This window comes from Paraflavitalea speifideaquila (assembly GCF_032395985.1).
GTDB lineage: Bacteria > Bacteroidota > Bacteroidia > Chitinophagales > Chitinophagaceae > Paraflavitalea > Paraflavitalea speifideaquila.
Map to the genome: position 1 here is coordinate 624,407 of NZ_CP135920.1, position 23,929 is coordinate 648,335.

The 23,929-nt window shown below is 44.3% G+C and carries 26 protein-coding genes and 5 pseudogenes; 12 read left to right on the plus strand and 19 right to left on the minus strand.

Annotated elements, in window-relative coordinates; all coding sequences use genetic code 11:
- Window position 1 precedes the first annotated feature (1 nt).
- From RS881_RS04410 to RS881_RS04445, 9 genes and pseudogenes are all read left to right on the plus strand, one after another.
- Complete coding sequence (locus tag RS881_RS04410; RefSeq protein ID WP_315819971.1) at window positions 2-490, plus strand: hypothetical protein; 489 nt, start codon at window positions 2-4, stop codon at window positions 488-490.
- Window positions 487-1,023, plus strand: a complete 537-nt coding sequence (locus tag RS881_RS04415; protein ID WP_315819972.1) for a hypothetical protein — start codon at window positions 487-489, stop codon at window positions 1,021-1,023. Before RS881_RS04410 ends, RS881_RS04415 begins: the two co-directional genes overlap by 4 nt.
- 330 nt (window positions 1,024-1,353) lie before the next feature.
- Entirely contained in the window at window positions 1,354-1,563 is a 210-nt protein-coding gene (locus RS881_RS04420; RefSeq protein WP_315817066.1) for a hypothetical protein, read from the plus strand.
- Window positions 1,560-3,260, plus strand: a complete 1,701-nt coding sequence (locus RS881_RS04425) for an RHS repeat-associated core domain-containing protein (RefSeq protein ID WP_315819973.1) — start codon at window positions 1,560-1,562, stop codon at window positions 3,258-3,260. The genes RS881_RS04420 and RS881_RS04425 overlap by 4 nt, the downstream gene beginning before the upstream one ends.
- Complete coding sequence (locus RS881_RS04430; RefSeq protein WP_350340087.1) at window positions 3,194-3,550, plus strand: NlpC/P60 family protein; 357 nt, start codon at window positions 3,194-3,196, stop codon at window positions 3,548-3,550. The genes RS881_RS04425 and RS881_RS04430 overlap by 67 nt, the downstream gene beginning before the upstream one ends.
- Window positions 3,551-4,115: 565 nt before the next feature.
- Window positions 4,116-4,325: pseudogene (locus RS881_RS58990) on the plus strand (DUF4738 domain-containing protein); the annotation flags it as partial.
- A gap of 146 nt (window positions 4,326-4,471) precedes the next feature.
- Window positions 4,472-4,750: a hypothetical protein gene (locus RS881_RS04435; RefSeq protein WP_315819975.1), complete on the plus strand. Its 279-nt coding sequence runs from the start codon at window positions 4,472-4,474 to the stop codon at window positions 4,748-4,750.
- 108 nt (window positions 4,751-4,858) lie between these two features.
- Window positions 4,859-5,293 carry an RHS repeat domain-containing protein gene (locus RS881_RS04440; protein WP_315819976.1) on the plus strand — a complete coding sequence of 145 codons (435 nt, stop codon included), beginning with the start codon at window positions 4,859-4,861 and terminating at the stop codon, window positions 5,291-5,293.
- The gene (locus tag RS881_RS04445; protein ID WP_315819977.1) at window positions 5,239-5,763 is read left to right on the plus strand and encodes a M23 family metallopeptidase; all 525 of its coding nucleotides are present in this window, start codon (window positions 5,239-5,241) and stop codon (window positions 5,761-5,763) included. Before RS881_RS04440 ends, RS881_RS04445 begins: the two co-directional genes overlap by 55 nt.
- A gap of 575 nt (window positions 5,764-6,338) precedes the next feature.
- Here RS881_RS04445 and RS881_RS58995 read toward each other — a convergent pair.
- From RS881_RS58995 to RS881_RS04480, 7 genes and pseudogenes are all read right to left on the minus strand, one after another.
- Window positions 6,339-6,488 (minus strand): transposase domain-containing protein, encoded by a 150-nt coding sequence (locus tag RS881_RS58995; protein WP_350340209.1) that lies wholly within the window; start codon window positions 6,486-6,488, stop codon window positions 6,339-6,341.
- Window positions 6,486-7,924: pseudogene (gene tnpC / locus RS881_RS04455) on the minus strand (IS66 family transposase); the annotation flags it as partial. The gene RS881_RS58995 and the pseudogene tnpC, both read right to left, overlap by 3 nt.
- 174 nt (window positions 7,925-8,098) lie before the next feature.
- Window positions 8,099-8,481 (minus strand): annotated as a pseudogene (gene tnpB, locus RS881_RS04460) (IS66 family insertion sequence element accessory protein TnpB).
- 3 nt (window positions 8,482-8,484) lie between these two features.
- Window positions 8,485-8,751 carry an IS66 family insertion sequence element accessory protein TnpA gene (gene tnpA / locus RS881_RS04465; protein WP_315818468.1) on the minus strand — a complete coding sequence of 89 codons (267 nt, stop codon included), beginning with the start codon at window positions 8,749-8,751 and terminating at the stop codon, window positions 8,485-8,487.
- A gap of 854 nt (window positions 8,752-9,605) precedes the next feature.
- Window positions 9,606-10,028, minus strand: a complete 423-nt coding sequence (locus RS881_RS04470; protein WP_315814532.1) for a transposase — start codon at window positions 10,026-10,028, stop codon at window positions 9,606-9,608.
- Window positions 9,998-10,354, minus strand: coding sequence for an IS110 family transposase (locus RS881_RS04475; RefSeq protein ID WP_315814531.1), 357 nt, complete (start codon window positions 10,352-10,354; stop codon window positions 9,998-10,000). Before RS881_RS04475 ends, RS881_RS04470 begins: the two co-directional genes overlap by 31 nt.
- Before the next feature lie 806 nt (window positions 10,355-11,160).
- A complete protein-coding gene (locus RS881_RS04480; RefSeq protein WP_315819980.1) occupies window positions 11,161-11,550 on the minus strand; it encodes a helix-turn-helix domain-containing protein in 390 nt (129 codons plus the stop codon).
- A 103-nt stretch (window positions 11,551-11,653) separates the two neighbouring features.
- On the opposite strand from RS881_RS04480, the gene RS881_RS04485 reads away from it, so the two are divergent.
- The 3 genes from RS881_RS04485 to RS881_RS62525 all read left to right on the plus strand — a co-directional run bounded on the left by RS881_RS04485 (window position 11,654) and on the right by RS881_RS62525 (window position 14,892).
- A complete protein-coding gene (locus RS881_RS04485) occupies window positions 11,654-11,971 on the plus strand; it encodes a hypothetical protein (protein ID WP_315815924.1) in 318 nt (105 codons plus the stop codon).
- Between the two features lie 1,904 nt (window positions 11,972-13,875).
- Window positions 13,876-14,112 (plus strand): hypothetical protein, encoded by a 237-nt coding sequence (locus tag RS881_RS04490; protein ID WP_315819981.1) that lies wholly within the window; start codon window positions 13,876-13,878, stop codon window positions 14,110-14,112.
- Window positions 14,113-14,361: 249 nt separating this feature from the next.
- On the plus strand, window positions 14,362-14,892 hold the full coding sequence (locus RS881_RS62525; protein ID WP_527250384.1) for an RHS repeat-associated core domain-containing protein: 531 nt from the start codon (window positions 14,362-14,364) through the stop codon (window positions 14,890-14,892).
- Window positions 14,893-15,880: 988 nt separating this feature from the next.
- Here the strand turns inward: RS881_RS62525 and RS881_RS04505 are convergent.
- The 12 genes and pseudogenes from RS881_RS04505 to alaS all read right to left on the minus strand — a co-directional run bounded on the left by RS881_RS04505 (window position 15,881) and on the right by alaS (window position 23,734).
- Entirely contained in the window at window positions 15,881-16,045 is a 165-nt protein-coding gene (locus RS881_RS04505) for a hypothetical protein (protein WP_315819984.1), read from the minus strand.
- Complete coding sequence (locus tag RS881_RS04510; protein ID WP_315815929.1) at window positions 16,042-16,281, minus strand: hypothetical protein; 240 nt, start codon at window positions 16,279-16,281, stop codon at window positions 16,042-16,044. The genes RS881_RS04505 and RS881_RS04510 overlap by 4 nt, the downstream gene beginning before the upstream one ends.
- Before the next feature lie 8 nt (window positions 16,282-16,289).
- On the minus strand, window positions 16,290-16,565 hold the full coding sequence (locus RS881_RS04515) for a hypothetical protein (protein WP_315815930.1): 276 nt from the start codon (window positions 16,563-16,565) through the stop codon (window positions 16,290-16,292).
- Between the two features lie 419 nt (window positions 16,566-16,984).
- Window positions 16,985-17,317 (minus strand): TlpA family protein disulfide reductase, encoded by a 333-nt coding sequence (locus RS881_RS04520; RefSeq protein ID WP_315825025.1) that lies wholly within the window; start codon window positions 17,315-17,317, stop codon window positions 16,985-16,987.
- 535 nt (window positions 17,318-17,852) lie between these two features.
- Window positions 17,853-18,176 (minus strand): hypothetical protein, encoded by a 324-nt coding sequence (locus RS881_RS04525; protein WP_315819985.1) that lies wholly within the window; start codon window positions 18,174-18,176, stop codon window positions 17,853-17,855.
- A 101-nt stretch (window positions 18,177-18,277) separates the two neighbouring features.
- Window positions 18,278-18,763 (minus strand): Asp-tRNA(Asn)/Glu-tRNA(Gln) amidotransferase subunit GatB, encoded by a 486-nt coding sequence (locus tag RS881_RS04530; protein WP_315825026.1) that lies wholly within the window; start codon window positions 18,761-18,763, stop codon window positions 18,278-18,280.
- Window positions 18,764-18,817: 54 nt separating this feature from the next.
- Window positions 18,818-19,634 (minus strand): annotated as a pseudogene (gene gatB / locus RS881_RS04535) (Asp-tRNA(Asn)/Glu-tRNA(Gln) amidotransferase subunit GatB); the annotation flags it as partial.
- 239 nt (window positions 19,635-19,873) lie between these two features.
- Window positions 19,874-20,422 (minus strand): PDZ domain-containing protein, encoded by a 549-nt coding sequence (locus RS881_RS04545; protein ID WP_315819987.1) that lies wholly within the window; start codon window positions 20,420-20,422, stop codon window positions 19,874-19,876.
- Entirely contained in the window at window positions 20,419-20,721 is a 303-nt protein-coding gene (locus RS881_RS04550) for a hypothetical protein (protein ID WP_315819988.1), read from the minus strand. Before RS881_RS04550 ends, RS881_RS04545 begins: the two co-directional genes overlap by 4 nt.
- A complete protein-coding gene (locus RS881_RS04555; RefSeq protein WP_315819989.1) occupies window positions 20,721-20,885 on the minus strand; it encodes a hypothetical protein in 165 nt (54 codons plus the stop codon). The genes RS881_RS04550 and RS881_RS04555 overlap by 1 nt, the downstream gene beginning before the upstream one ends.
- A gap of 397 nt (window positions 20,886-21,282) precedes the next feature.
- Complete coding sequence (locus tag RS881_RS04560) at window positions 21,283-22,326, minus strand: alanine--tRNA ligase-related protein (protein ID WP_315819990.1); 1,044 nt, start codon at window positions 22,324-22,326, stop codon at window positions 21,283-21,285.
- Window positions 22,281-23,734: pseudogene (gene alaS / locus RS881_RS04565) on the minus strand (alanine--tRNA ligase). The gene RS881_RS04560 and the pseudogene alaS overlap by 46 nt, the downstream one beginning before the upstream one ends.
- Window positions 23,735-23,929 lie beyond the last annotated feature (195 nt).

Here is a 23,929-nt window from a genome sequence, read left to right on the forward strand (position 1 = left end):
GATGGGGACCTATGCAGTTACCGGTGTATATACCGCCAACCAACTCAATAAAACCATATTCCTTGATGAACAGGGTAAACAGGTCATTGAGTTCAAAGACGATCAAGGCCAGATGATCCTCAAAAAATACAATTTGCTGCCACCGCCGATAATGGCAGCGGAAGCAATTATGATGGCTGGCTTTGCACCTACTATATCTATGATGATTTCAACCAATCTCCGCCTTGTTGTACAACCCAGGGGTGTGGAATTACTGATCCAGAATAGCTGGAACACCACCTGGAACAACAGCGTCATCCTCAAAGAACAGTCCTTTCGTTATGAATACGATGCCCGCCGCCGCATGACAATGAAAAAGTACCCGGCGCAGGGGAGGTATGGATGGTCTATGATAAATGGGATCGGCTCGTGCTCACACAAGATGCCAATCAACGGCCAAACCAAAAGTGGCTATTTACCAAGTATGACCAACTTAACCGGCCCATCATGACCGGTTTTTATACCAATTCTACTCAAACTTCTTTAACTGCCATGCAGGGTTACCTCAATACCCAAAACCTGGCCCGCTTTGAAACCTATACACCCGGTACGGTAGAACGGTACACTTTTACAAATTCTTTTCCGGTAAATACCCTGGCCAATGTCCTGTCGATGAACTTCTATGATGATTATAGCTGGAGTGGCTGGCATGGACCAGATTGGAACAATAAAGACAATAGCTTCGACAACTATTTACTCACGGCCAGTACCACTCTTTTCCCTTATGCCGAACCGGTTATCCAATCTGTCAATACCAGGGGTCTTGTAACGGGTGTTTGGCAACCCAATTCTGCTCCGGGTTTATTGGTTAGCTATGTATATGATAACAAAGAAAGGGTAATACAAACGAAAAACTTTAATATTACCGAAGGCCGCGATATTACCACTACCCAGTATAGTTTTAGTGGTCAACCCCTGGTCATTGTAAACCACCTGGATAAAAAGGCACCAATCCGCAAACACATACCATCATTACCAAACTGAATTATGATGACCTGGGACGCCTGCTCACTACTACAAAAACTGTCATTAGCAATATTAATGGGCAAGTTCTTAGCAAACCCGAGCAAGTCATTGCAAGCAACGAATATGACCCGCTCGGTCAGTTAAAAACAAAAAATATCACCAGCCGGAGGTCCAGGCGGCGGGCCGCTGGAAACGCTCACCTACGACTACAATATCCGAGGCTGGCTGCTGGGCGCCAACCGTGGTTACCTCCTAAATCAAGGAACTGCCAGTTATACCGATAAATATTTTGGGTTTGAGCTGGGTTACGACAATTGTACCCAGAGTCCCGGCTCCTGTGCCGATGGCGTGTATCAATACAATGGTAATATTTCCACCAGCGTTTGGAAAAGCAAAGGCGACCAGGTACGCCGTAAGTTCAATTTCCAGTACGATGCTGCCAACAGGTTGGGCAAAGCAGGTTTCTACCAGAATTCCACACCCGGCACCGGGGGAACTGGAACTACAGTGAAGCCAATTTCAGTGTCGGTGGTTTTGATGCCGACAATGGGTATATGATGAAGTACGATGCCAATGGCAATATCCTCTCCATGATACAACATGGCATTAAACCGGGCAGTGCTGATTTCTACCTGGATGCCTTACGTTATAAATACAAGGAAAACTACAGCAGCAATCAGCTTGAACAGGTATTGGATGAATGGAATGTTCCCGATACCAAACTGGGCGATTTTCATTATACTGGTACTAAAACCGATTCAACGGTAGATTATACATACGATCCCAATGGCAATCTCGTATCCGATGCTAACAAGAACATCAGTTCCATAACCTATAATCACCTCAATCTGCCACAAATAATGCAAGTTAGTGGTAAAGGAAGTATAGAATATGTGTATGACGCCTTTGGGGGCAAGCTAAAAAAACAGGTAATCGATTTGACCCAATCCCCGGGTAAGGTCACCAATACCTTGTACCTGGGTGGAGCCGTTTTCCAGGACGACACACTCCAACTCATCGGTCATGAAGAAGGGCGCCTGCGTTATGTGAAAAGAAAGTTCGTCAATGGCGATAGCACCTGGAACCTCGTGTACGATTATTTCCTCAAAGACCACCTGGGCAATGTGCGCATGGTACTTACCGAACAAGCCGATACCGCCCAGTACCTGGCTTCCATGGAAACGGCTTACCGTACAAAGGAGGAGCAACTCTTTTCCAATATTGCTCAGACCGCTATTGCCAAAACCAGCGTACCGGGCGGTTATCCAACCAATCCCAATCCCGTTACAAGCCCTAATGATATAGTGGCGGCAGTAAATGCCAGTGGTAATAAAATCGGCCCGGCCATTGTACTGAAGGTCATGAGTGGCGATAAGGTCGATATTGGGGTAAGCCATTTTTACCGCAGTGGCGGCACCTACAACGATGGCGCCAGCATGGTGCCCACCATCCTGTCTTCCCTGGCCGGTGGTATTGTAGGCGCAGCAGGACAGGCCAAGGGCACCCTGGCCCAGCTCAGCGCCAATCCCGGCCCCCTGGCAAGCGCCGTGACCAGTTTCCAGACTGCTCACCAGCCTTCCCAGGCTGGCAACAGCAAACCCAAGGCCTACCTCAACTGGATATTACTTGATGAACAATTGAAATATGTGGCAACCAGCAGTGGCGCCCTGCCCGTAGGCGGCGCCAATGCCGTTCTTCCCCTTGCCCAGTCATCTATCCCCGTGACTAAAAATGGGTTTCTGTATATTTACGTCAGCAATGAAACCCAGAACTGGGACGTGTTCTTTGATAACCTGAGCGTACAGCATATTACCGGCCCCATCATGGAAGAAACCCACTACTACCCTTTTGGACTTACGATGGCAGGGATTAGTTCCAAAGCCGTTGGCAAACTGGATAATAAGTATGAATACAATGGCAAAGAAAAACAGGAGAAAGAGTTTAGTGATGGTAGTGGCCTGGAATGGTATGATTACGGTGCCAGGATGTATGATGCACAGATCGGGAGGTGGCATGTGATTGATCCTGCGATTGAAAACGGACATCATAATTATACGCCATACGCTTATGTATATAATGATCCTGTAAGGTTTAATGACCCGGATGGGAAAGACACCGCACAGCGCAATAACGCCACAAGAAAAGCACAAGAATACGTTGATAAAAAGAAGATGGTAATCAATATGTCATGGGCGCCAAGGGAAAACCTGGAGAAAAAGTTGATTGCTCAGGTCTGGTATCTGGATGCGTTTTAGCAGGCGGTGAGTCAAACCCAAACAGTGGAGACAAAACTTCAGGCGTGTTAAATATTGAAAGCAATGCCACAAAAGTTGAGGAAAAAGATGTAACTGCCGGCAATATCGTAACATTTCATTTTAGTACAGGGTATCCGTATCATACAGGAATGGTAACTGATGTTTCTAAAGACAAGGATGGGAATGTCACTAGTTTTACAATGATACATTCGTCTGGCGGAGTCGGACCAAACAAGAAAAAGTCACCATGGGGAAGGGAAATTAGGGGAAGGAGTAAATGGTTTTTATAAGTGGGATTCAAAAGCAGATGCCAAACCAAGTGGAAAGCAAAATGAGGAATCTGCACGCTTGCTTCGAATGGCAAATTATGCTGAGGGAAAAGGATTAAAAAATGCTGCTGCTTATCTAAGAAAAGAAGCAGAGAAGGTAAAAAATAAGTAAACGAATATGTCTAAATATTAAATCATTAATTGTAATGAAGTATTTTAATCTTTTAGTATTTGCTCTACTTTTTATTGGATGTGGAAATGAACCAAACCAAGCTTCGGGTGGCTCCTTGATTCCATAAAAACAATGATAGTACTTTGCCTGTAAAAATGTAATTGACACATCACACGAGGACCATGAAATCAATGATATTATTCATGGGTATACACTAATGTATGACAAACCTACACATATCGACTCCTCCTATATGTTTTCAAAAGACACCTTCAGGATGACATTGGAGCATTATTGTTTAAGAGACAGCGCAATAACAGTCCCTAAAAAGTATGTTGAAATTTACAATCTTAACGGCTTCACTACCCACAATTTTAACACTAGACTTACTATTAAAAAAATGGAGTAAAGGTTACCGAAAGAAACATTACAAAATCGGATTTTGAAAATTACCTGGACGTTAATTTGCGTAATTATGGAGTTCTCCTATACCCCGAATTTGCAATAACGGATAGTTCTGTCAAAGTAAATTACAGTATATCTATACCGCTTACAGATGTTGGCATTGGCGTTAGTGTGATGATAGATAAAAACGGCTATATCAATTTTAAATCCTCAAACTAAACTCTCCGTCAGGATTGATATCTTCTATAATTCCTTCAGTATATCAAAGGTGGAGATCGTTGATGATATCTTTCATAAACTAATAGATCACTATAAACTTACTGACTAGATCATATCTATCGGGTACCGTGATAAGTTGCACTTACATGATGAGAGCCATTCATTCAAAAGACATCGCCGGACGGATATTCTCCCTGGCCACCGGCATCATCGGCGTAGCGGGAGAAAGCAAGGGAACACTGGCATCTCTGAGCAATGGCGCCAACAGCCCCTTATTGGGTGCATTGGGCAGTTTCCGTTCTGTAAACAATCCCAGCCAGACTACCAAACCTAAAGCCTACCTCAATTGGATATTACTGGATGAACAGTTCAACTATGTGGCAGCCAGCAGCGGAGCTGAGCCCTGCAGGGTGCGGATGATATAAGAACACTCTCCCCGGAACAGTCAATATGACTAAGAACGGATATTTGTATATTTACGTGAGTAATGAGACCCAGAACTGGGATAGCTTGTCCCGACAGTAACTGTCGGGATGTTCTTTGATAACCTGGTGGTACAGCATACTACCGGCCCCATTACCGAGGAAACCCACTACTACCCTTTTGGGCTTACCATGGCGGGGATTAGCTCCAAAGCCATCGGCAAATTGGATAATAAATATGAATACAACGGCAAGGAAAAGCAGGAAAAGGAGTTTAGTGATGGCAGTGGTTTGGAATGGTATGATTATGGCGCAAGGATGTATGATGCGCAAATCGGGAGGTGGCATGTGGTGGATCCATTGGCAGACCAACTGCGCAGGCATTCCCCTTTTAGCTATGCTTTTAACAATCCGATAAGGTTTATCGATTTGGATGGCATGATTCCATGGCCTAAAGTCGTAAACTACACAAGAGTTTCAAGTCAGCAGGGATGGAGAATTCATCCTATTCATGGAACAAGAAAATATCATGGAGGACTGATTTAGCAGCACCTACAGGAACAGATGTTCATGCTATGGCCAGTGGTAAAGTTGTAAGAGTTGCATGGGATGGAAATGGATTTGGAAGATATGTTGTTATACAACACAGAAATGGTTACTATACTATATACGGACATTTAGAGAAAAATGGCGTTAAAGTGAAAGTTGGGGATAAAGTAGCAGATGGAGAAAACATAGCGTCTTCTGGAAACACAGGAGGAAGTACAGGCCCTCACCTGCATCTGGAATTGGTAAAAGCTAACTCCTTTGCTGGAGTTTTTGATAAAAAAATAAAATGGATCCTCAAGAGGTTGGAGACCTGGAAAATTTTCTCGACAATGGATCGAGCGACAATTCAGCACAAACTGAAAAGTCGCCTGAGGATCAGAATAACGATGGTCAGAACAAGAATGATAAAAATAAACGAAAGAAGGAAAAAACTGAATACTTTTCTCCGAAACAGTGGTTCGAAATAGCTTCTGATAAATTAAATAAGAATTACCAGAGTGGGCGCTTAGAATTGAGTGAAGAAGTAAGGAAATTATTTGACAGCATGCAGTGTATTGGATGCACCAATCCTTTTAATGACCCTCCTAAACCCAACACTAATAATTAAAAAAATATGAGATCATTTCAGAGTTGGTTACTGTTTTGCCTACTCTATTCTTGCGGAACTAACGAGGCTAGACAAAGTAGGGTACAAGATGAGGAATTTGATGATTTTTATAATCACTTTCATAATGATAGTATATTCCAAATAGCGAGGGTTCAATTTCCTCTTGATGGATTTAGTAGTGAATTACACGAAGCCTCAATTGGATCGAACGATACCACGTTGATTGCAGAAAATAAGGTTAATATCAAATGGGAGAAAAAAAAATTGGAAAACTCACCACTTACTACAAGACACTTCTACCTTTAAGATGAAAAGGGTTGCTACAGATTCGACTGTGGAAGAAATGATTTTCATACCTGATTCGGACATCATGATTAAGAGGTGTGTCTCCGAGTAGCCTAAAAAAATCGTATTGTTTAGTTGCCTAATTTTGCTTTAAGCCGTAGTGATGGCTTGTGTTTTTTTCCACTGGTGGGGTAAGAGTTTCCTGAGTTGCGCGGTAGTCATCTCGTTGATGTTATGACTAAGCACTTCGCGGAGCCACTCATAAGGGTTTACGGTATTAAGTTTGCAGGTAACCAGCAGCGAGTATAAGAGGCCTGCTCTTTTGGCCGCTTCATGCGAGCCACAGAACAGGTAGTTTTTGCGTCCGACAGCCAGGTTTTTCATACAGCGCTCTATGGGATTATTGTCAATATGCAAATGATTAGTAGAGGCATAGAGACTTAAGCCGTCCCAGCGTTTGATGCTGTAAGCTATAGCCTGTGCTATAGGGCTTTTCGGTTTTAGCTTTACATACACCTGCTTCATCCACTCTCCCAGTTCTTTTAAAATAGGCACAGATTGTTCTGTCCGCCGCACTTTGATCTGGTCCGGGTTGAGCTGCTCTTCTCTACATTGCTCCTCGATCTTATAAAGCTTCGCTATCTCGGTCAAAGCATATTCTGCCCGAACTTTATCATTGCCTTTCGCCTCATAAAAATGACGGCGGGCATGGGCCATACAAAAGAACACATGTATTCCTTTGATGTCCAACTCTTCATAGACATCATAACCATCTACCTGCAAGTGACCCTTAAAATGTTGTAAGATATGCTTGGCTGCCAATGTATCCCTCCCCGATGATAATCAAAGTAGATCAGTTGCCCGTTATGCGTTAAGTACGTCCAGTAATACCCCTGGTGGGTATCTTTCTTCTTATTCCTGTCCAGAACCTGTATGGTTGTTTCATCACCATGCCAATAATCATATTGGTACATCTCATGCAGGTGCAGATGGCCCAGTGGCGCTACCACGTTCGCAACCTGCCGTACCCAATCGGTAATGGTTGAATAAGCAATGGTGACATTACTTCTCTTGAAGCAGTCCAACTGACGATTCAGCGGTTTATGATCTATAAACTTATCTATAATGATCTGTGCTAACAACTCCGGCGTGGCAATGCTCTTAGACAAGGCTTGCTCTGGAAGATGCGCCTGCACTATACGATGCTGATCAGGCCGTTCTGCTACAGAGCATTTATACTGAGGGATAATAGTACGTTGGAGAAATATTTCTCCCGGCTTCCAGCCAAGCTGTTCCTTTACTTCTTCTCCCACCTTCTCGCATCCGCTCACATCTTCCGGAGGCTCTATCACGGTCTCTTCCACCCGTAGATGATCCGGAAAGGCATTGGCTAACCCGTTTTCCCGTTGAACCTGTTTTTGCTTTACGTAACTTATCTTTTGAACATCAGCAAGGTTGGTTGCTTTATACCCCTGCTCAAAGGAAAGGCCTAATTCCTGCTGTTGCTGTAAAGGGGAAGGAACAAACTTCTCAGTCTTAAAACCACCCAGTAACTTCGTTAGTTGATACAATTGATATTGAAGCTGCGTTACCTGATCGCGTAATTCTTTATTGCTTTGTAATAGCTCCTGGTTGTTTTGTAGTAATTGTCCATTATTTTGTTGCTGTAGTTGCAGCATTGGAAGCAGTTGCTCATAGAGCGCTTTGTAATCTATATTTTCTGCTGCTGCTGACATTATACAAAGATAGCCCGGCTATGCATTTAAGCTATATCGTATAACCGAAAGTTATACAGCCGATGCGTGGATAAACCCGCATTCAAAAATGATTTTAAAAACAGCACCAAAAATGTGGATAACCCGGCCTGTTTTTCTTAAAATAAAAAACGTTGCCATTTTTCGATGGCAACGTCAAATATATTCAACCCATGATCCATAAGGATTACATCGTACCGATGTACCGCTTTCGAAAAACGCTTTCTTCAAAGAAACGCCCTGTAAGATCATACTTAATTGTTTAGCCGTAATACTACTGTGAGTGCCTTCCATAATACCTGCCGGTAACTCAAAGGTACCTTCCTCTAATCGCTTATAGTATAAGCTAAAACCATCCCCTTCCCATTCTAACGCCTTCAGGTGCGTTTGCCGTTTGTTCAAAAGATAAATACATCACCCGTCTGAATTTCCATTCCCAGTTCGTTGGTAACAAGCCCGCTCAAACCGTCAAAACTCTTCCTTACATCCGCCCACTTATGATACAACCAGTAATGGGTGCCGTTGTTGATCTGTAACATAAGTTAACTGATTAAAGCTTTTAAAAAACTCACAGATGGCTCCCGGTAAAAACGGATGCCCCGGTATTCCGCAAAGAGATCCTGGGAAATGGAAACCTCTTGCTGCCCTGTCACTGTTAGCAAAGTGAAACTACTTTGATTCTCCATCGGCTTATCTTCCAACCGGGCGTGATATTTCTTCTGCCAGTAGTGATATGTACCAGGTGAAAGATCATACAACTCACAAAAATCTTTTACTGTCATCGAACTGGCTTCATGTTCAGCTATCAACGCGAACATTTTTGCTCCTTCGATAAGCCACTTGATTGCTTTTGTTCCATACGTTTACATTTTTGATAAGCCCAAAAGTAAACTTTTTATAATATCTTAATTTTTAGCTACTCGGAGGTACACATTAAGAGAACGTTTAAACTGTTGAACCATAAGTGGTATTTAACATTCTATCATGATTAATACACCTTCACTGGCACAAGGTAAAGGTATGCCACTTGGCATTAGTGCAATGCGTACCTGTGCTTGGGTTAGCAATTAAAGTCAGATAATTAGCACGAGGATGCAATGAAGGACTTCCGGGTTAATGCCCCTCACAAAAAAACGAACATTATCTGGGTATTAATTATGAGCTAAATAGAGAAGACTCCCCGTGATATCTCGAGCCCTGTTCCAGCATTAACAGAACAGGGCTTTTGTTGTTTTTTGGGGATTCGCTTACGCGGTGCTGCCTTACATCACCATAGTTTTAGGCCAAAACTGCACGGTTAAGGATTTGCGTTTTACCAGTTAGGTAATTCGTATTTACTACATATACACGGATCTATTGCTGGTTATTGTCATAAACACAGCTTCTTGATAAAGGCTTTTAAAACAATGCTTAGTCGGTAATAATCACTACCCCATTATTTTTTATTATTTCTCCTTTTATTTTATTCCATAAAGATATCTCATTTTTGTAAATGAAAAATTGACATTTAGATTGTACCCCCAACTGGCGCAAGGAACTGTCATCCAAATTTTATTTGTTTCTAAAAAAATAGGAACTTTAGGATATGGAAAGAGAGCGCCGAAGTCGAATTTCGACGGATGCGTTCATCTAGTGTAGCTCTGGTCTATCCAGAGCTACTTTTTTATGTCTTATGGAAAGAGAGCGACCGAGTCCCCATCTCCGGATGCATGTCCTGATTAAATGATTCTCCCTTTTTCCATATTGTATAAATGAGAATAAGTAGCTTTCGCTGGACTGCTACATATGCTTTCATTTTTACCAGTGTTCTCATATATACCCTGACATATAAATCAGTAAATGGTTTGATATTGTACCTCACCACGCTAAATGCCGGCATGAATAGGATTCGTCTTATACGGCTGTTGCCAATTTTTGATATTTTTGTGTTCCCCTGTCTTTTTCCTGATTGATTTTTGACTACATCGTATCCACAATAACTTACCAGTTGCGCCTGGTTTTGAAATAAAGTAAAGCCATCGGTCTCGGCAATAATAGTAGCTATACTGATCAGGCCTACACCTTTAATGGAGTTAATAGCTTCCACTTTTTCCCATAAGGCAGCATCCTGACGAAGTGTTTTTCGATAGCAGCTGCTACCTGTTTAATTTGTACTTCGACTTCTGCAAGGAGCGTCCTGAAGCCCAAAGTGACGGTGTCGTTTTCCGTCCTGGCGTAAGTCATTGTCTGCAACTGATTGCGAAGCATGGTTCTGGTATCCTGAAGCTGTTGATGGAACCGGGTAAGTTGTCTTAATTCATAAATCTGATTGCTGAAGGGCACCCATAATTTCAGTGTTTGTTGAGCTGCCATCATTGCCAGGCCTTTTGCATCTATTTTATCGTCTTTTGATTTGATACCGAGGGAACGCATATAATGCCTGGCTTTATTAGGGACCAGAACACTTACGGGATGCTCTTTTGATATAGAAACCAGACAAGCTGTTCATAATAAATCCCTGTCGCTTCCATGCAAAAAAGGATGGGCGCCTGAGTAGAAATATGCTTTTTACCCAATGCAGTAACTCGTCAAAACCTTTGGGGCTGTTGGAAATCCCTGCTTTGCTGGACCTGATAGTCACCTTTTGCGTCTCATCAATTACGGCCAGACATGCGTCAAACTTGTCCTTGGCGATGTCCAGGCCAATTGCATACTTAAGTAGCTTAGCCATAGAACATTGTTTTAGATATTAACTATGGAAATGACGGTCTTCCTGGCTTTTACTCATAGATGCTAAGTGACAAGTTTAACCTGTCCTTTTGGGAACTGTTCAAGCTCGAAAGAAGATAGAAGTCGGAGATATCCCTTGCGCCCTAAATCGTTTTTGACGTTTTTGTATGCAGTAAAAGGTGCTCCGACTACTTGTCATTTTATGGTAAAGGTATGATATGAGTATGCAGTAGAGCCTCGTGTGAGGAGTACTTGTGCCTGTATTAGCGTCAATCTACAATAGCGTTCAACCTTAATAATAAAAGCCATCCACCACGGATGGCTTTTATTATTAAGGCAGTTGATATAACTGATTCCATAACTGCGGCAAGAATAAGACGCTGGACTTCCATAATAGCGCCTGGTGCCTGTCCCTAACTGGCGCAAGATTGAGGGGTAGGTCATGAGCGTTAGCATCTTGTGCCTGTATAAAAATACTGAAGCCACCATTACTGGTGGCTTTATCATATTCAGGAAGCATAGGCCTGTTTGGTTTTGTAGTCTCTGACGTAAGCGGAGATAATTTTTATCAATACCCCCTGTTCTTCTTCGGGCAGGGCATCCACTTCTTTAAAGCGTTGTATCAGTTCGGAGTTTTTCAGTGATGCTTTAGCCTTCTCTGTTTTATCCCCGCTGATCAGGTAATCAACAGCAGTGCCCAGCATATCGGCCAGTTTGTTCATAATATTGGCCGGCGGCTGCACATCTTTGGTCTCATAGCGTATGTACTGGGATTTGGAAACTCCTATTTTATCGGCGTGCTGTTGTAAGCCATCCCCATGACTAAAAATGGATTTCTGTATATTTAGGTCAACAATAAAACCCAGAACTGGGATAGCTTGTCCCGATATAAATAACATGGAAAAGTTAATCCAACAAGTATGCCGTTGCTTACTGCTGCAATTTGCTTAATTATGGTAGGAGTAGTGATAAAAGATAATATTTTCTATTAAATCACCTGAGATGGGAAGTACAGAAGGGAATTACTTAATAAATATTAAGGCGACAATCATTGCCAATAACCAATATGAAATTTTAAAGGTATTAGATCTTGAAATTATTGTGGCTTCCTATTTTAATCAAGAAGAATATTCAAGCATATCACAGTTAATTAAAACTGGAGAAATCGCTAAAATAAAAACATGGGAAAGCAAAAAAATGCAACAGAGTATGTCGATATTTTGCTTTTTAGAGACCAGAATGACAGAAAGTTTATTGTTAGTATTTATGACAAGGAAGAACTATGGCAGGATCCGGAAGTTATTGAGATGGTCCCATTAGCAAATTGAACCCCTCTTTCATCTATTTTAATTAATGCAAGAATGTTGAGCCTTGTGGATAAGATAATTATGTCTGGATTAGTAACTGTCTTTTGGGAGGTCCATAAACTGAGCAGGCAAGAAAAACACATCTAAAGACGGCGGTATGTTGAGGGTACAAGTTTTTACGGACGGAAGGGATGAGCGCACTGGTGGAAGATGATGCTGTGGTCCTCAAAGCCCTTGGCGAAATGGAGGAATACTCCTTTGAGAGTCTCCGGGAGCTGATTTTCGTGTATAATACACGTGCCGAAAAATTGGGCAGACAGCAATGGAACTACTCAATAAAGCGACGCAGCTATAAAAATAATACAATACATAAGGGCACAAGTACGCCATGCGCATAATCAACGCTGTATACTTGCACCAACCAGGAATTAATGGCGCGCTCTCCTGCCGACCTGGTATACATCCATAAAAATCCCCTCTTTTAATGAAGTTCTTTGGTCGGGCAGTCTTCCTGTCACTGTGCACTGCTGAACGTTTGAGGCTTTACGGAAGGCGCCTTCGGCAAAGCCTGGTGAGTTATCAGTTGCGCGCAAAAAGACCACCCGATCAAAGAACTTTATAAACGGTTGCCCGCGGTGCAACCTATCTACATCCATTGTTGCTTTGGGTGGGAGGCGCCAGCTTCCCTGCCACTTTGTGCAAAAATGGGCTGTTTTTGTGTTTAGTGCTATTAGCATACTCTATCTATAGGGAAGGTATACTGAAGCTATAGAGAAGCTATTCTGAAGGGTTATTGATTACTGATTATTGATTGCTCTGATCTTTGTAAATTCTTTACTGTTGTCTTCTGTGCTTTGCTTCTGGTCCTTATGCTTATCCTTTCTTTTCTTTTTCAGTAACACTGCAGGGCAAACGTACGACACTGGATAGGCCATTTCCAAATGTATTTTTGTCGTTTCGGCTATTTTATGTCGAAAGCGCTATAAATCGACGTAATTGACGTCGATTTATAGCCGAAACGACATAAACCGGCAATGGGGTGTTGGAAACGGGTAGGTGGATGTTGTATGTTTGTAATCGCAGATAGAATCGCAGATTTAATCGCTGATTAAGGGATTAAACGGATTTCGCGGATTGAATCGCAGATGCAAGGATTAAATGGATTACACGGATTATGAACTTTTGCTTCGTTGGATCTCTTTTGAGTGGTTTGGCGGAGTATCAATAAAGAAGCTGATCGACTGTGTGGACGGGGCCCCTAAGCACGGTTGATGTACGAGGAGTGTTGTGCAACACTTGGGAATACCAGCTTGGAGCGACGAGCTACGAGCTGTGAGCCTTAGGAGTCAGCAGTCAGGTTTTAGGTTTCAGCTATCAGCCTTGGCTTTTAGCGGCCAGGTTGGGCTATTAGCGGTTGGGTTTTAGCAGTTGGCCTTAAGGTTTCGCTATTAGCAGTTTGTTGATGGCTACCGGCTGAGGGCTATTGCCACTGGTTTTCATTTTGCTGCTGTGATCTATGAAAGGCTTTGGTGAGCCAGCCACCAGGGCTCGACGGCACAATTACGCCTGGCACAGTTACCGGGCTGCAAACTTGCGCCAGGAACAGCAGAATGGAAGGCAGGTTTTGGCCGGGACAAGGGCCTTGGCTTGAACTGTTAGGAGCTAACGGTTATATAGCCTGTTTTTCAACATGTCAATGTTTGGTAAGTATATACAGCAATGCATGCCATCACCTGTATTGACCTGGTGTTACTATGCAATGGCCCCGTTCGTGAGAGCGGGGCTATTTTTGTCTGAATGTGGTGCCTGAATAGTTAGGACGTGGGCAGTAGCCTGCTGTTCAGAACCGCGAAAACGTAGCCTCATTGATCTTCTTACGCAAGTCCGGCAATTAAGAGAATAGGCCTGTAGTTTCCCGTGGGTGCGGCAGGTCGGGCCAAGGGCACCCAGGCCCAGCTCAGCGCCAATCCTGGTCCCCTGGCAAGTGCCGAAACCAGTTTCCAGACTACTCACCAGCCTTCCCAGGCCGGCAACAACAAACCCAAGGCGATATTAATTGATGAACAATTGAATTATGTAGCGGCCAGCAGTGGCTACCTTCCGGTTGGCGATCCCAATGCCGTACTCCCCTGGCCCAGTCAGCCATCCCCATGACTAAAAATGGATTTCTGTATATTTACGTCAGTAATGAAACCCAGAATTGGGATAGTTTGTCCCGACAGTAACTGTCGGGATGTTCTTTGATAACCTGAGTATACAGCATATTACCGGTCCTATCATCGAGGAAACGCATTACTATCCGTTTGGATTGACTATGGCAGGGATATCCTCCAAAGCCATTGGTAAACTGGATAACAAGTACGAATACAATGGCAAGAAAAGGAGTTTAGTGATGGTAGTGGTTTGGAATGGTATGATTATGGGGCCAGGATGTATGATGCGCAGATTGGCAGGTGGCATGTGGTGGATCCGTTGGCGGATAAATTTCATTCGTGGAGCCCCTATGTATATGCCTTTGACAATCCAATAAACTTCAACGATCCTTCAGGCATGGAACCTGATAGTACGCAGTCACTAGTGAAGTCCTCTGCATACCTGACATATACAGTAGTGAGCGATGATAAAGAGGGACACTCCAAATACTCACATCAATTTCAATTAGTAACCAATACAACTATTACGAATTTCTCAATGGATGAACAAGGTAATGAAATTAAGACTGTAAACACTACAACCACAACAGAAACGTTACAGATTTCTGTGACGGCGAAGGAAGATGGAGGCCAAAACTGGACAATTGATAAATCTACAATCTCAGCAACTTCTGTAATTGAAATGTATAAAAAAGTAGAAACAGAAACTAAAATGGGGTACGGAGAATACGGCACAAAAATCTCATGGGAAAAACTAAACCTGATAGCGTATTTTCTGTAGGAGAACGTCCTATGCAAAAACCATCTACTGAAGTTAGCCAGGCTTTTAAAGGGCTCAAAACATGGGTTAGAGATTATAACGGAGGGTTAGGAATAAGAGCCAATCCTTGAATGTCCCATTCTGGTCGCTTGATGCGGGTTTCTTTTTAGGAACAGGTAGCACTGCTCCACTTATAGGTGTACAAAGGACAGGTGGTATTGGGGCAGGTATATATCTTGGGGAACGTTCCCGAAATAAAGACAGTCATAAAGGTTGGAGTAAGACAGCCAGAATTCGATAAATACAAAATTATAAGTGGTTGAAAAAAATAGAAATAAGCTTCATTGTTGCCAACCTTGGTTTCTGGTTATCCATGATGCTACTTTATTTGAACAAACAGGGAAACATAATTTTTGAAGGAAAAGAATTGTCGCATGATTATCTGATTTATATAATCATAGCCAATGCACTTTGTTCCATTTTTCCCGTTATATCATATTTAGTTTACAAAAGGAATGGAACGGTTTTTATAAAATTTAGGAGACCCAATGCTATAGTACAGTCCTTTTGTTTAATGGCACTCATAGGTTTGATCATTCGTTATGACGTTATTAGCCAAAATATACGTTTTTAACCTACCTAATTTCAGTAATAACATTCACAGCTATCGACAGCCTATTATCCGAGAAGAATACATCATTTTAGCCCCCCAAAAAAAAAAATTGGCGCAAGATTGAGGGGCGGGTTTGTGTGATGGCATCTTGTGCCTGTATTAAAAATACTGAAGCCACCTTTACGGATGGCTTTATTATTTTCAAGGCAGTTGATCTTGCAAAATCCCATAACAGGCGCAAGAAAGAAGCACCTAATTGATGCAAGCGCGCTGTATTGCGAAAGACCTGCTTGTCACGGGAAAGGAAATGTACTAAGTGTACTTGTTACCTGAATAAACTGCACTCCATCCTGTTTCTATCTGTGAAATCCCTCTCAAATCCCTATAATCCGCGTTTCAGCTAGTCCCCACCACCTTCAGCCCCCGGTAACTAGCCACCTCATAAAACCGCTTTACATAAGTACCTCCCGTAACCCCCAGCAACACTACATAGGGGGCTGTAGCCGAAGGCGCAGGTACTTCCAGCTTCAGTGCTCCAGGCTCCTCTGAAAAGGGCGTCATCGAACCAGCAGCGATTTCCTTGCGCACACCCCCTTGGCAAAAGAAGGATACAACACAACCACCTGCAACTGGTAATGCGTCATTTTCTTCACATCATTTTTCTTTGGGGCTTTATCAAGTACAATCGTAATCTCCAGTGTTTTACTCCCACGTTCAACCCCTACCTGGTAACAAACTCCCAGTAACCTATCCAAGGGTTGTTTCGCATCACATTCCAGTCCCGATAGCATGCCCACATGCGGCTTTAAACCTGCTTTGGCCTGCTTGAAAAAACAGACAACAACCGCCACCACAAACTGCCATCCCGTTGCTCATCCTTTAAAGCATCAAAGATCCCTTTGGCTTGCTTATTGCAGGTCATTAGCTTGTCCTTGCAAAACTTCATCGTCTTGTTAAGCGAAATAGGCGTATAAGTACCACGCTCCATACGTGTATGAGGACCATATGTTGGACTGTCCACATAAGTTACATTCCCCAGCGTTCCCTTGAACTTAAAAACAGCAGATATATTCTTTGCCATATCCTAAGCTTTTGGTTTCAATAATTGGATTTCTGTGGGGCCACCCTCCACTTAAACCTATCTACGAAATAAAATAGAGGATAGATCTTACAGAGACATTTTAGAGACCTTTCAGAGAGTTTTTAGAGACCTTATAGAGACTTGGTCCCCGGGCTGTTTGTAAGGGTACTCTGGTCAGGTTCCGGGCATACTCCCCCATCATCTACCCCTTCCTCACCCTCCCAATGCTTTAGGTACAGGAACAAAAAAACGACCCACCTTCCAGTGAGTCGTTTCTATTATTCTATAATCTTATTACCTTTTCAACCTGTTACCTGCTACAACTAATCTGCATATTCAGCGATTAATCAGTGTAATCCGCGATTCAATCTGCATTTCAATCAGCGAAATCTACCATTGATCTGCGTAATCTGCGATTCCTATTGCAGTACTTCTCGCAGTTTACTCTCCAGCGCTTCACCCCGCAATCCCTGCGCAATCACCTTACCATCAGGAGCTACCAACACATTAAAGGGAATTCCTTGAAACCCGAAGGTATGCACCGCCTTACTATCCCAATAAGCCAGGTCACTCACATGCGTCCAGTCCAACTGATCTTTTTTGATCGCCTCCAACCACTTGTCCTTTGTTTTGTCGAGCGATACACCCAGTATCGTAAAGTTCTTGTTCTTGAATTGATTGTACGCAAACACCACATTGGGGTTTTCATCCCGGCAAGGGCCACACCAGCTGGCCCAGAAATCAACCAACACATACTTTCCTTTGAAGGAAGACAACGCAATGTTTTTCCACTGGCATCAGGCAATACCAACTCGGGCGCAGCCTTACCCACCCACGAACCTGCACTGGATCTTGCTTCCTGCTGCGCTTTGAACGATTCATATTTCTTTTTCAGGTCAGTCAGGTTACTGTCCTGCGGAAACTTCTGCGTTAATTGACTGAGCGAGGCTTCAAAGTCTGTGATCGGCAAAGTCTGAGCCGCGCGTCCCAAAGCAAAGGAGGCTACCGTTGACTGACTGGCATTGTTCAGAAAGTTTTTCAGGAACCCATTCAGTTCATTCATCGCCTGGTTCTTCTTATTCGTAGCAGCCAATATCAAACTGTCCCCGGCTTGAAACTGCTTCAGGCTGTCCAACGCCTGCATCTGCTTTTCCACCGTACTCCGTTGGTCACTATATGTGAAAATAAAATCTTTCAATTGCTCACTCGCCGGAGAACCCTTTACCGTATAAAACCGCGCTTTATTTGCAAAATCAATATCCACCGTAATCGACTTACTGTCATTGATCAGTGGCAGTACAGGCCCTTCCCCAATGGCAATATTATAAAGCCCCCATTGATAAGTGCCGCCCCCTTCAAACGAAATGATTTTTGCGTAACAGGGATCGTAATTGTATCTAATAATACTGGTTGTGCTTTATCGCCACCAAAGGGAATCTCATAGAGCGACAGCTTCACCTTGCCATTATCCACCACACCTGGGTAGTTGGCCGCTATTTGTTCTACATGTTCCATCGAACCTTTAACTTCCAGTACATTTTTATCGTTTTCCGAGCAGGCCGTCAGCGTCACCATGATTGCCAGTACGAGCCAGCGCAAAGGGTATTTCATATTTAGTTACGATTGTAATTTTTTTAACAGAATATCGTTCGTCAGTTTGGGGTCGGCTTTTCCTTTCGATATTTTTTTTTACTTCCCCACAAAAAGCCCCATCAATCCTTTTTGCCTTTCTGGTATTCAGCCACTTTATCTGGCATCTTATTCAATACCTCTTCTATCCAGGCCGCTACATTCCCTTCATCCGAATCCTGCAACAGGTTCAGCTCTTTGGCTACTTCCAGCGGTGCTTTACCTGGCGATTTTAATAAGGCTGGTAATACCCGCGTCGAAGCTATTGAGAAGTTCAGTTGATTACTATCTACCAATCCAATCAAAGCAGCCAGTGTGGGAGCGGGGAGGGGAAAGGTATCGATCGAGGCATTGTTGTCATTCAGCCACGATTTGACAGGCCCCAGCATCCAGTTCGCAGCCCCTTTATAATTGCTCGTATGTTCAATTACCACTTCAAAATAATCTGCTGTTTCCTTTTCATCACATATCACCCGCGCATCGTAATCCGGTAATTGCAATTGAGATACATACCGCGCGATCCGTTCTTCCGGCAGTGCAGGAATATCCTGCCGGATCGCCGCCAGCATATCCTCCGTTACCCGGAAAGGCGTAAGGTCAGGATCCGCAAAATACCGGTAATCATTCGCATCCTCTTTCGTACGCAAAGCAAAAGTAGTTCCATTGCTTGCGTCAAAACTTCTCGTTTGCTGAATAATAGGTTCTCCCGTTTCCAGCAACCCGATCAGCCTTTGCGCTTCAAACTCGATCGCTTTCTTCACATTGCGGATTGAGTTCAGGTTCTTCACTTCTACCTTGGTACCCAGCTTTGTATCCCCTTTTTTCGTACCGAAACATTCGCATCACAACGCATACTCCCTTCTTCCATATTGCCATCACAAATGGCCAGGTAGCGCAGCAGCTTCCTCAACTCCGTCAGGTAAGCATAAGCCTCATCACCACTCCTGATATCTGGCTCTGTTACAATTTCAACTAGCGGTACCCCCGCCCGGTTATAATCTACACAAGTACTTTCGGGATCAGCATCATGGATACTCTTACCCGCATCTTCCTCCATATGGATACGGTTCAGCCGGATCCCTTTTTCCCCTTCACCCGTACGGATCGTTACCCGGCCCCCAATGCATACCGGCGTAGTGTGTTGCGACAATTGGTATCCCTTCGGCAGGTCAGGGTAGAAATAGTTCTTACGCGCGAAATAATTATTCCGGCTGATCTCACTGTGGCAAGCCAGCCCCATCCGGATGGCATATTCAACCGCTTTTTTGTTCAGCTTGGGCAGCGTGCCCGGATGCGCCAACGTAATAGCACTGATATGCGTATTGGGTGCACCCCAAAAGCCGCACTGTCACCACAGAATAACTTACTTTCTGTCAGCAACTGCGCATGCACCTCCAGCCCTACTACTATTTCGTACATGGTATCTTGCAATTCAGCCATAGTCTTTTAACGTCTGCTAAGCCCACAAAAATACCTCATAAAAGGCGGATTTCCCATCCTTTCATAATCAGGTAATCCCCTCTTGCCTGATGGCCCTTTCCCCACCCCTAAGATGCTAATGCACAGACCCCAAAAACTTAGTCCCTCCCATCGGGCGGCGCCAGCCATTCTCAATGCTGTATTCATAAAAAAGCCTCCCGGTTTCCCGGAAGGCCCTATAGTGCTGTCATGCAGAATGATTACAGGTTGGCCGTTCTCAGCTTCCTGGGCGTTTTGATCTCCACCGTTTGAGATTTTCCATCACGCGTCAGTTTCACCGTTACAGAAGCCTTTTCCCGCGATTCACGCGCAGCTTCTGCCAGCTCATCCGCACTGTTAACCACTTTACCATTAAACTCGGTGATGATATCATCTTCTTTGATACCCGCTTTGGCCGCAGCCGATTCATCATCCACATCCAATACTTTCACCCCCTTGCCTTCCTCTGTATCCTGTGCTTTGATACCCAGGCGTGGACCCCGGCTCATCAATACCCGCGGACCCGAGCCCTCCTGGTCCCAGTTAAAATTGAAGTTGGGCATCTCTATATTGGGGGCTGCCATACCTTCCATATTGCCCAAAGCCAGCCCAGCCGCTGCTGATCTTTTACCCAGCGTAGCCGTGGTTTTCTGTTCCTTGCCTTCACGTTTATAAGTAATAACCACTTTGTCAGCCGCTTTATGCTTTTTTACCTCTTTCGATACATCATCCTGACTGAACACACCCTGGTCGCCGATCTTGGTGATCACATCCCCTTTTTCAAACCTGCTTTTTCAGCCGGACTTCCCTTCGTCACCTCATCGATCTTCGCTCCTTCCTTACTATCATCCGTCGATACACCCAGGAAGGCCCTGTTGCCATCCTTCATGAACGAATCAAAATTCAGGTTGTCACTATTGAAACTATAAGTGCCGCCATTACTCCGGAAAGGCGAATAACTGCCCGGCGCAGAGCCCGATCGGCCTCTGCGTACCGACACATTTTCATCCTCAAAATCACTAAGCGGCTTTCCGTTAATAGTAACTTCGCCATCCTTGATCTCAACCACTACCTTGCCATCCTTATCACTCTTTTTGCGGATGATGATCTCATCATATTGCTTGATCTTGTTTTTGCTTTTTCGCCGCTCTTGTCATCTTGTGCAGCTACCGGCTGGTTCAGTATCAGCAGCAAAGCTGCCAGGCCGGTGAGGGGTAAGAAATATCTGCGCATCGTTTTGTTTATTTAATGATTAGAACTACGTTGACCTTCGTACTTCAAATATAGGGAAATAATTGAAATACGAAAAATTTCGGAAGTGTGGTACCGGCTTTAACAGATTGTTAGGAATCAGGCGGGATACAAGCGTATTTGCATGGTGCAACAATGAAAAAGGGCGGGTCGCCTTGGCCAAGGCGGCTCACCCTTTTAAATTATCTTGTTGGCCACGCTATTGGCTCAAAGCTCGTAGCTCGCAGCTGTTTTCCTACCTGCTGATCTTCCGGACTTTCCGTCTTTCGGTCTTCCCGACTATAACAATGACTTCACCTTCTCCATCACCGCCTTCAACCCCCGGCATCTTGACCACCGGCAGTAGCCAGGTTCTTCTGACCCCCGCCACCGCCTTTGATCAGGGAGCCACCAGCTCTTTAATGATCTTGCCGGCATCCAGGTTACGGGCTGCCACCACCGTATCGGCAATACCAATGGCAACAAACGGTTTACCACCAATATTGGCGCCCAACACCACTACATAATCGTGCAGGTTATTTTTCAGATCAAAGCATATTTTCTTCAAAGCATCCGGGTTGCTCACCTCTATAATTTCACCGATATAAGTTACCCCATTGATGATGGCGTCTTTCGTGAGCAATTCATTCCGGATACCCACCAGCATCCTGTTTTCCAGGTGGTCCAGCTTCTTCTTCAACTCAGCATTCTCAGCCGACAACCCTTCCACCCCTTTAATAATATCCTTGGGGTTTTTCAGCGATTCCCGCACACCCCGCAGCAATCCAAACTGCTCATTGATAAACCCTTCAGCTGCTGCACCACACACAGCTTCAATCCGGCGCACCCCGGCAGCTACCGCTGTTTCCAGCTTTATTTTCAAAATACCCAGTTCACCAGTAGCACCCACATGCGTGCCACCACACAACTCCACCGAATAGTTGGGATCAATCGTCACTACCCTTACCACATCACCATATTTTTCACCAAACAGCGCCATCGCGCCCGATTGCATCGCTTCTTCCTTACCCATTTCTTTGATCACCACCGGGATGTTTTCCCGTATTTTCTCATTCACCAACCCTTCCACTTGGTTCAATTCCTCTTCTGTGATCTTGGCAAAATGCGAAACGTCAAAACGCAGGTACTCATCATTCACCAGCGATCCCTTTTGCGCCACATGCGTACCCAGTACTTTGCGCAGCGCAGCATGCAACAAATGCGTGGCCGAATGGTGCACCATGATCTTACGGCGCCGTTCTGCATCTACCTGTGCATCCACCACCGCTGTAATGTTTACCGGTAATCTATCTGTAAAATGAACGATCAGGTCATTTTCTTTCTTCGTATCCGTGATCCCTACAATCTCTCCATCAAAATAAAGCTGCCCTGTATCACCTACCTGTCCCCCGCTTTCTGCATAAAAAGGCGTGGTCTCCAGCACCAGTTGAAACGATTCTTTCCCTTGGCCTTGATCTTCCGGTACTTCACCACCTTCGTCTGCACCTTCAACTGTCCATAACCCACAAATTTTTGCCCCTTGCTTTCATAAATATTTACCCAATCCTCCGTATCTAAAGTCGTAGCAGCCCGGCTTCTTTCTTTTTGCTGCTGCATTTCTTTTTCAAAGCCGGCTTCATCTACCGAAAGCTGTTGCTCACTGGCTATAAGTCGCGTCAGGTCAACTGGGAAGCCATAAGTATCATACAACTCAAAAGCCGCCGCCCCATTGATCGTTTTATTTTGCGCCTGTGCTACCAGTTCATCTATCTTCTTTAGTCCTTTATCAAGCGTACGCAAAAAGGCTTCTTCCTCTTCCTTCACTACCTTACCCACAAAGTCAACCTGTTGTTGTAGTTCGGAAAATACCCCTTTGAACTGCTCCGCCAGTACCGGCACCAGTAGGAACAACAAAGGCTGCTTATAATCCAGGTAAGTATAATAATAACGTACGGCCCGGCGCAAGATCCGGCGGATCACATACCCCGCCCCCGTATTGGAAGGCAGTTGCCCATCAGCAATCGTAAAACTGATTGCCCGGATATGATCTGCGATCACCCTAAAGGCAATCGCTTCCTTACTGTCTGTGGCATCATATTTTTTATGAACGATCTTCCCCGTAGCTTCAATGGTGCCACTGAAAATATCCGTATCGTAATTCGATTGCTTGCCATGCAATACCCGTACCAGGCGCTCAAAGCCCATTCCTGTATCCACATGTTTAGCGGGCAGCGCTTCCAGTTTACCATCTTTCAGGCGGTTAAACTGTATAAACACATTATTCCAGATCTCGATCACCTGAGGGTGATCATTATTCACCAGTTCCTTCCCGGCCTGCTGTTGACGTTCTTCATTCGTCCGGCAATCCACATGGATTTCCGTACAGGGGCCGCAAGGACCCGTATCGCCCATCTCCCAAAAATTATCCTTCTTATTCCCCAGCAGTATCCGGTCTTCAGCGATCCATTGCTTCCATTCATTGATCGCTTCCTCATCTTTGGGCAATTGCTCCTTGCTATCCCCCTCAAATACCGTTACATACAAGCGGTCTTTAGGCAACTTAAATACCTCCGTCAGCAATTCCCAGCTCCAGGCAATCGCTTCTTTCTTGAAATAACCGGCCCCGGGATTGGCAGGATCGCCAAAACTCCAGTTGCCCAGCATTTCAAACATCGTATGGTGATACGTATCTACCCCTACTTCTTCCAGGTCATTGTGCTTACCACTTACCCGCAAACATTTTTGCGTATCCGCTACCCGGTTATGCGGCGCTTCCTTATTACCCAAAAATAATCCTTGAATTGGTTCATCCCCGCATTCGTAAACAAAAGCGTAGGGTCATTCTTCACCACAATAGGCGCAGAGGGAACAATAGTATGGCCTTTGGAACGGAAAAATCCAGGAAATGCTGCCTGATTTCGGCACTCGTCATCGTTGTCATATATTCGGAACAATCTTTGTTAAGTCGTGAATCACTATTAAAGACGGACAGTAAATGGCCGGTACGTGGCATCGTCACTAACCGCTACACTTTACCCTTTTAATCA

Coding starts and splice junctions, on each gene's coding strand:
- RS881_RS04430 (WP_350340087.1), top strand. CDS start 3,194: ATGGGCGCCAAGGGAAAACCTGGAGAAAAAGTTGATTGCTCAGGTCTG.
- RS881_RS04440 (WP_315819976.1), top strand. CDS start 4,859: ATGTTCTTTGATAACCTGGTGGTACAGCATACTACCGGCCCCATTACC.
- RS881_RS04425 (WP_315819973.1), top strand. CDS start 1,560: ATGATGAAGTACGATGCCAATGGCAATATCCTCTCCATGATACAACAT.
- RS881_RS04515 (WP_315815930.1), bottom strand. CDS start 16,565: ATGGCAAAGAATATATCTGCTGTTTTTAAGTTCAAGGGAACGCTGGGG.
- RS881_RS04530 (WP_315825026.1), bottom strand. CDS start 18,763: ATGCTGGCGGCGATCCGGCAGGATATTCCTGCACTGCCGGAAGAACGG.
- RS881_RS04485 (WP_315815924.1), top strand. CDS start 11,654: ATGGGAAGTACAGAAGGGAATTACTTAATAAATATTAAGGCGACAATC.
- RS881_RS04480 (WP_315819980.1), bottom strand. CDS start 11,550: ATGTTATTTATATCGGGACAAGCTATCCCAGTTCTGGGTTTTATTGTT.
- RS881_RS04415 (WP_315819972.1), top strand. CDS start 487: ATGACCGGTTTTTATACCAATTCTACTCAAACTTCTTTAACTGCCATG.
- RS881_RS04435 (WP_315819975.1), top strand. CDS start 4,472: ATGATGAGAGCCATTCATTCAAAAGACATCGCCGGACGGATATTCTCC.
- RS881_RS04410 (WP_315819971.1), top strand. CDS start 2: ATGGGGACCTATGCAGTTACCGGTGTATATACCGCCAACCAACTCAAT.
- RS881_RS04525 (WP_315819985.1), bottom strand. CDS start 18,176: ATGAAATACCCTTTGCGCTGGCTCGTACTGGCAATCATGGTGACGCTG.
- RS881_RS04445 (WP_315819977.1), top strand. CDS start 5,239: ATGGAGAATTCATCCTATTCATGGAACAAGAAAATATCATGGAGGACT.
- RS881_RS04475 (WP_315814531.1), bottom strand. CDS start 10,354: ATGCGTTCCCTCGGTATCAAATCAAAAGACGATAAAATAGATGCAAAA.
- RS881_RS04505 (WP_315819984.1), bottom strand. CDS start 16,045: ATGACGCCCTTTTCAGAGGAGCCTGGAGCACTGAAGCTGGAAGTACCT.
- RS881_RS04555 (WP_315819989.1), bottom strand. CDS start 20,885: ATGCGCAGATATTTCTTACCCCTCACCGGCCTGGCAGCTTTGCTGCTG.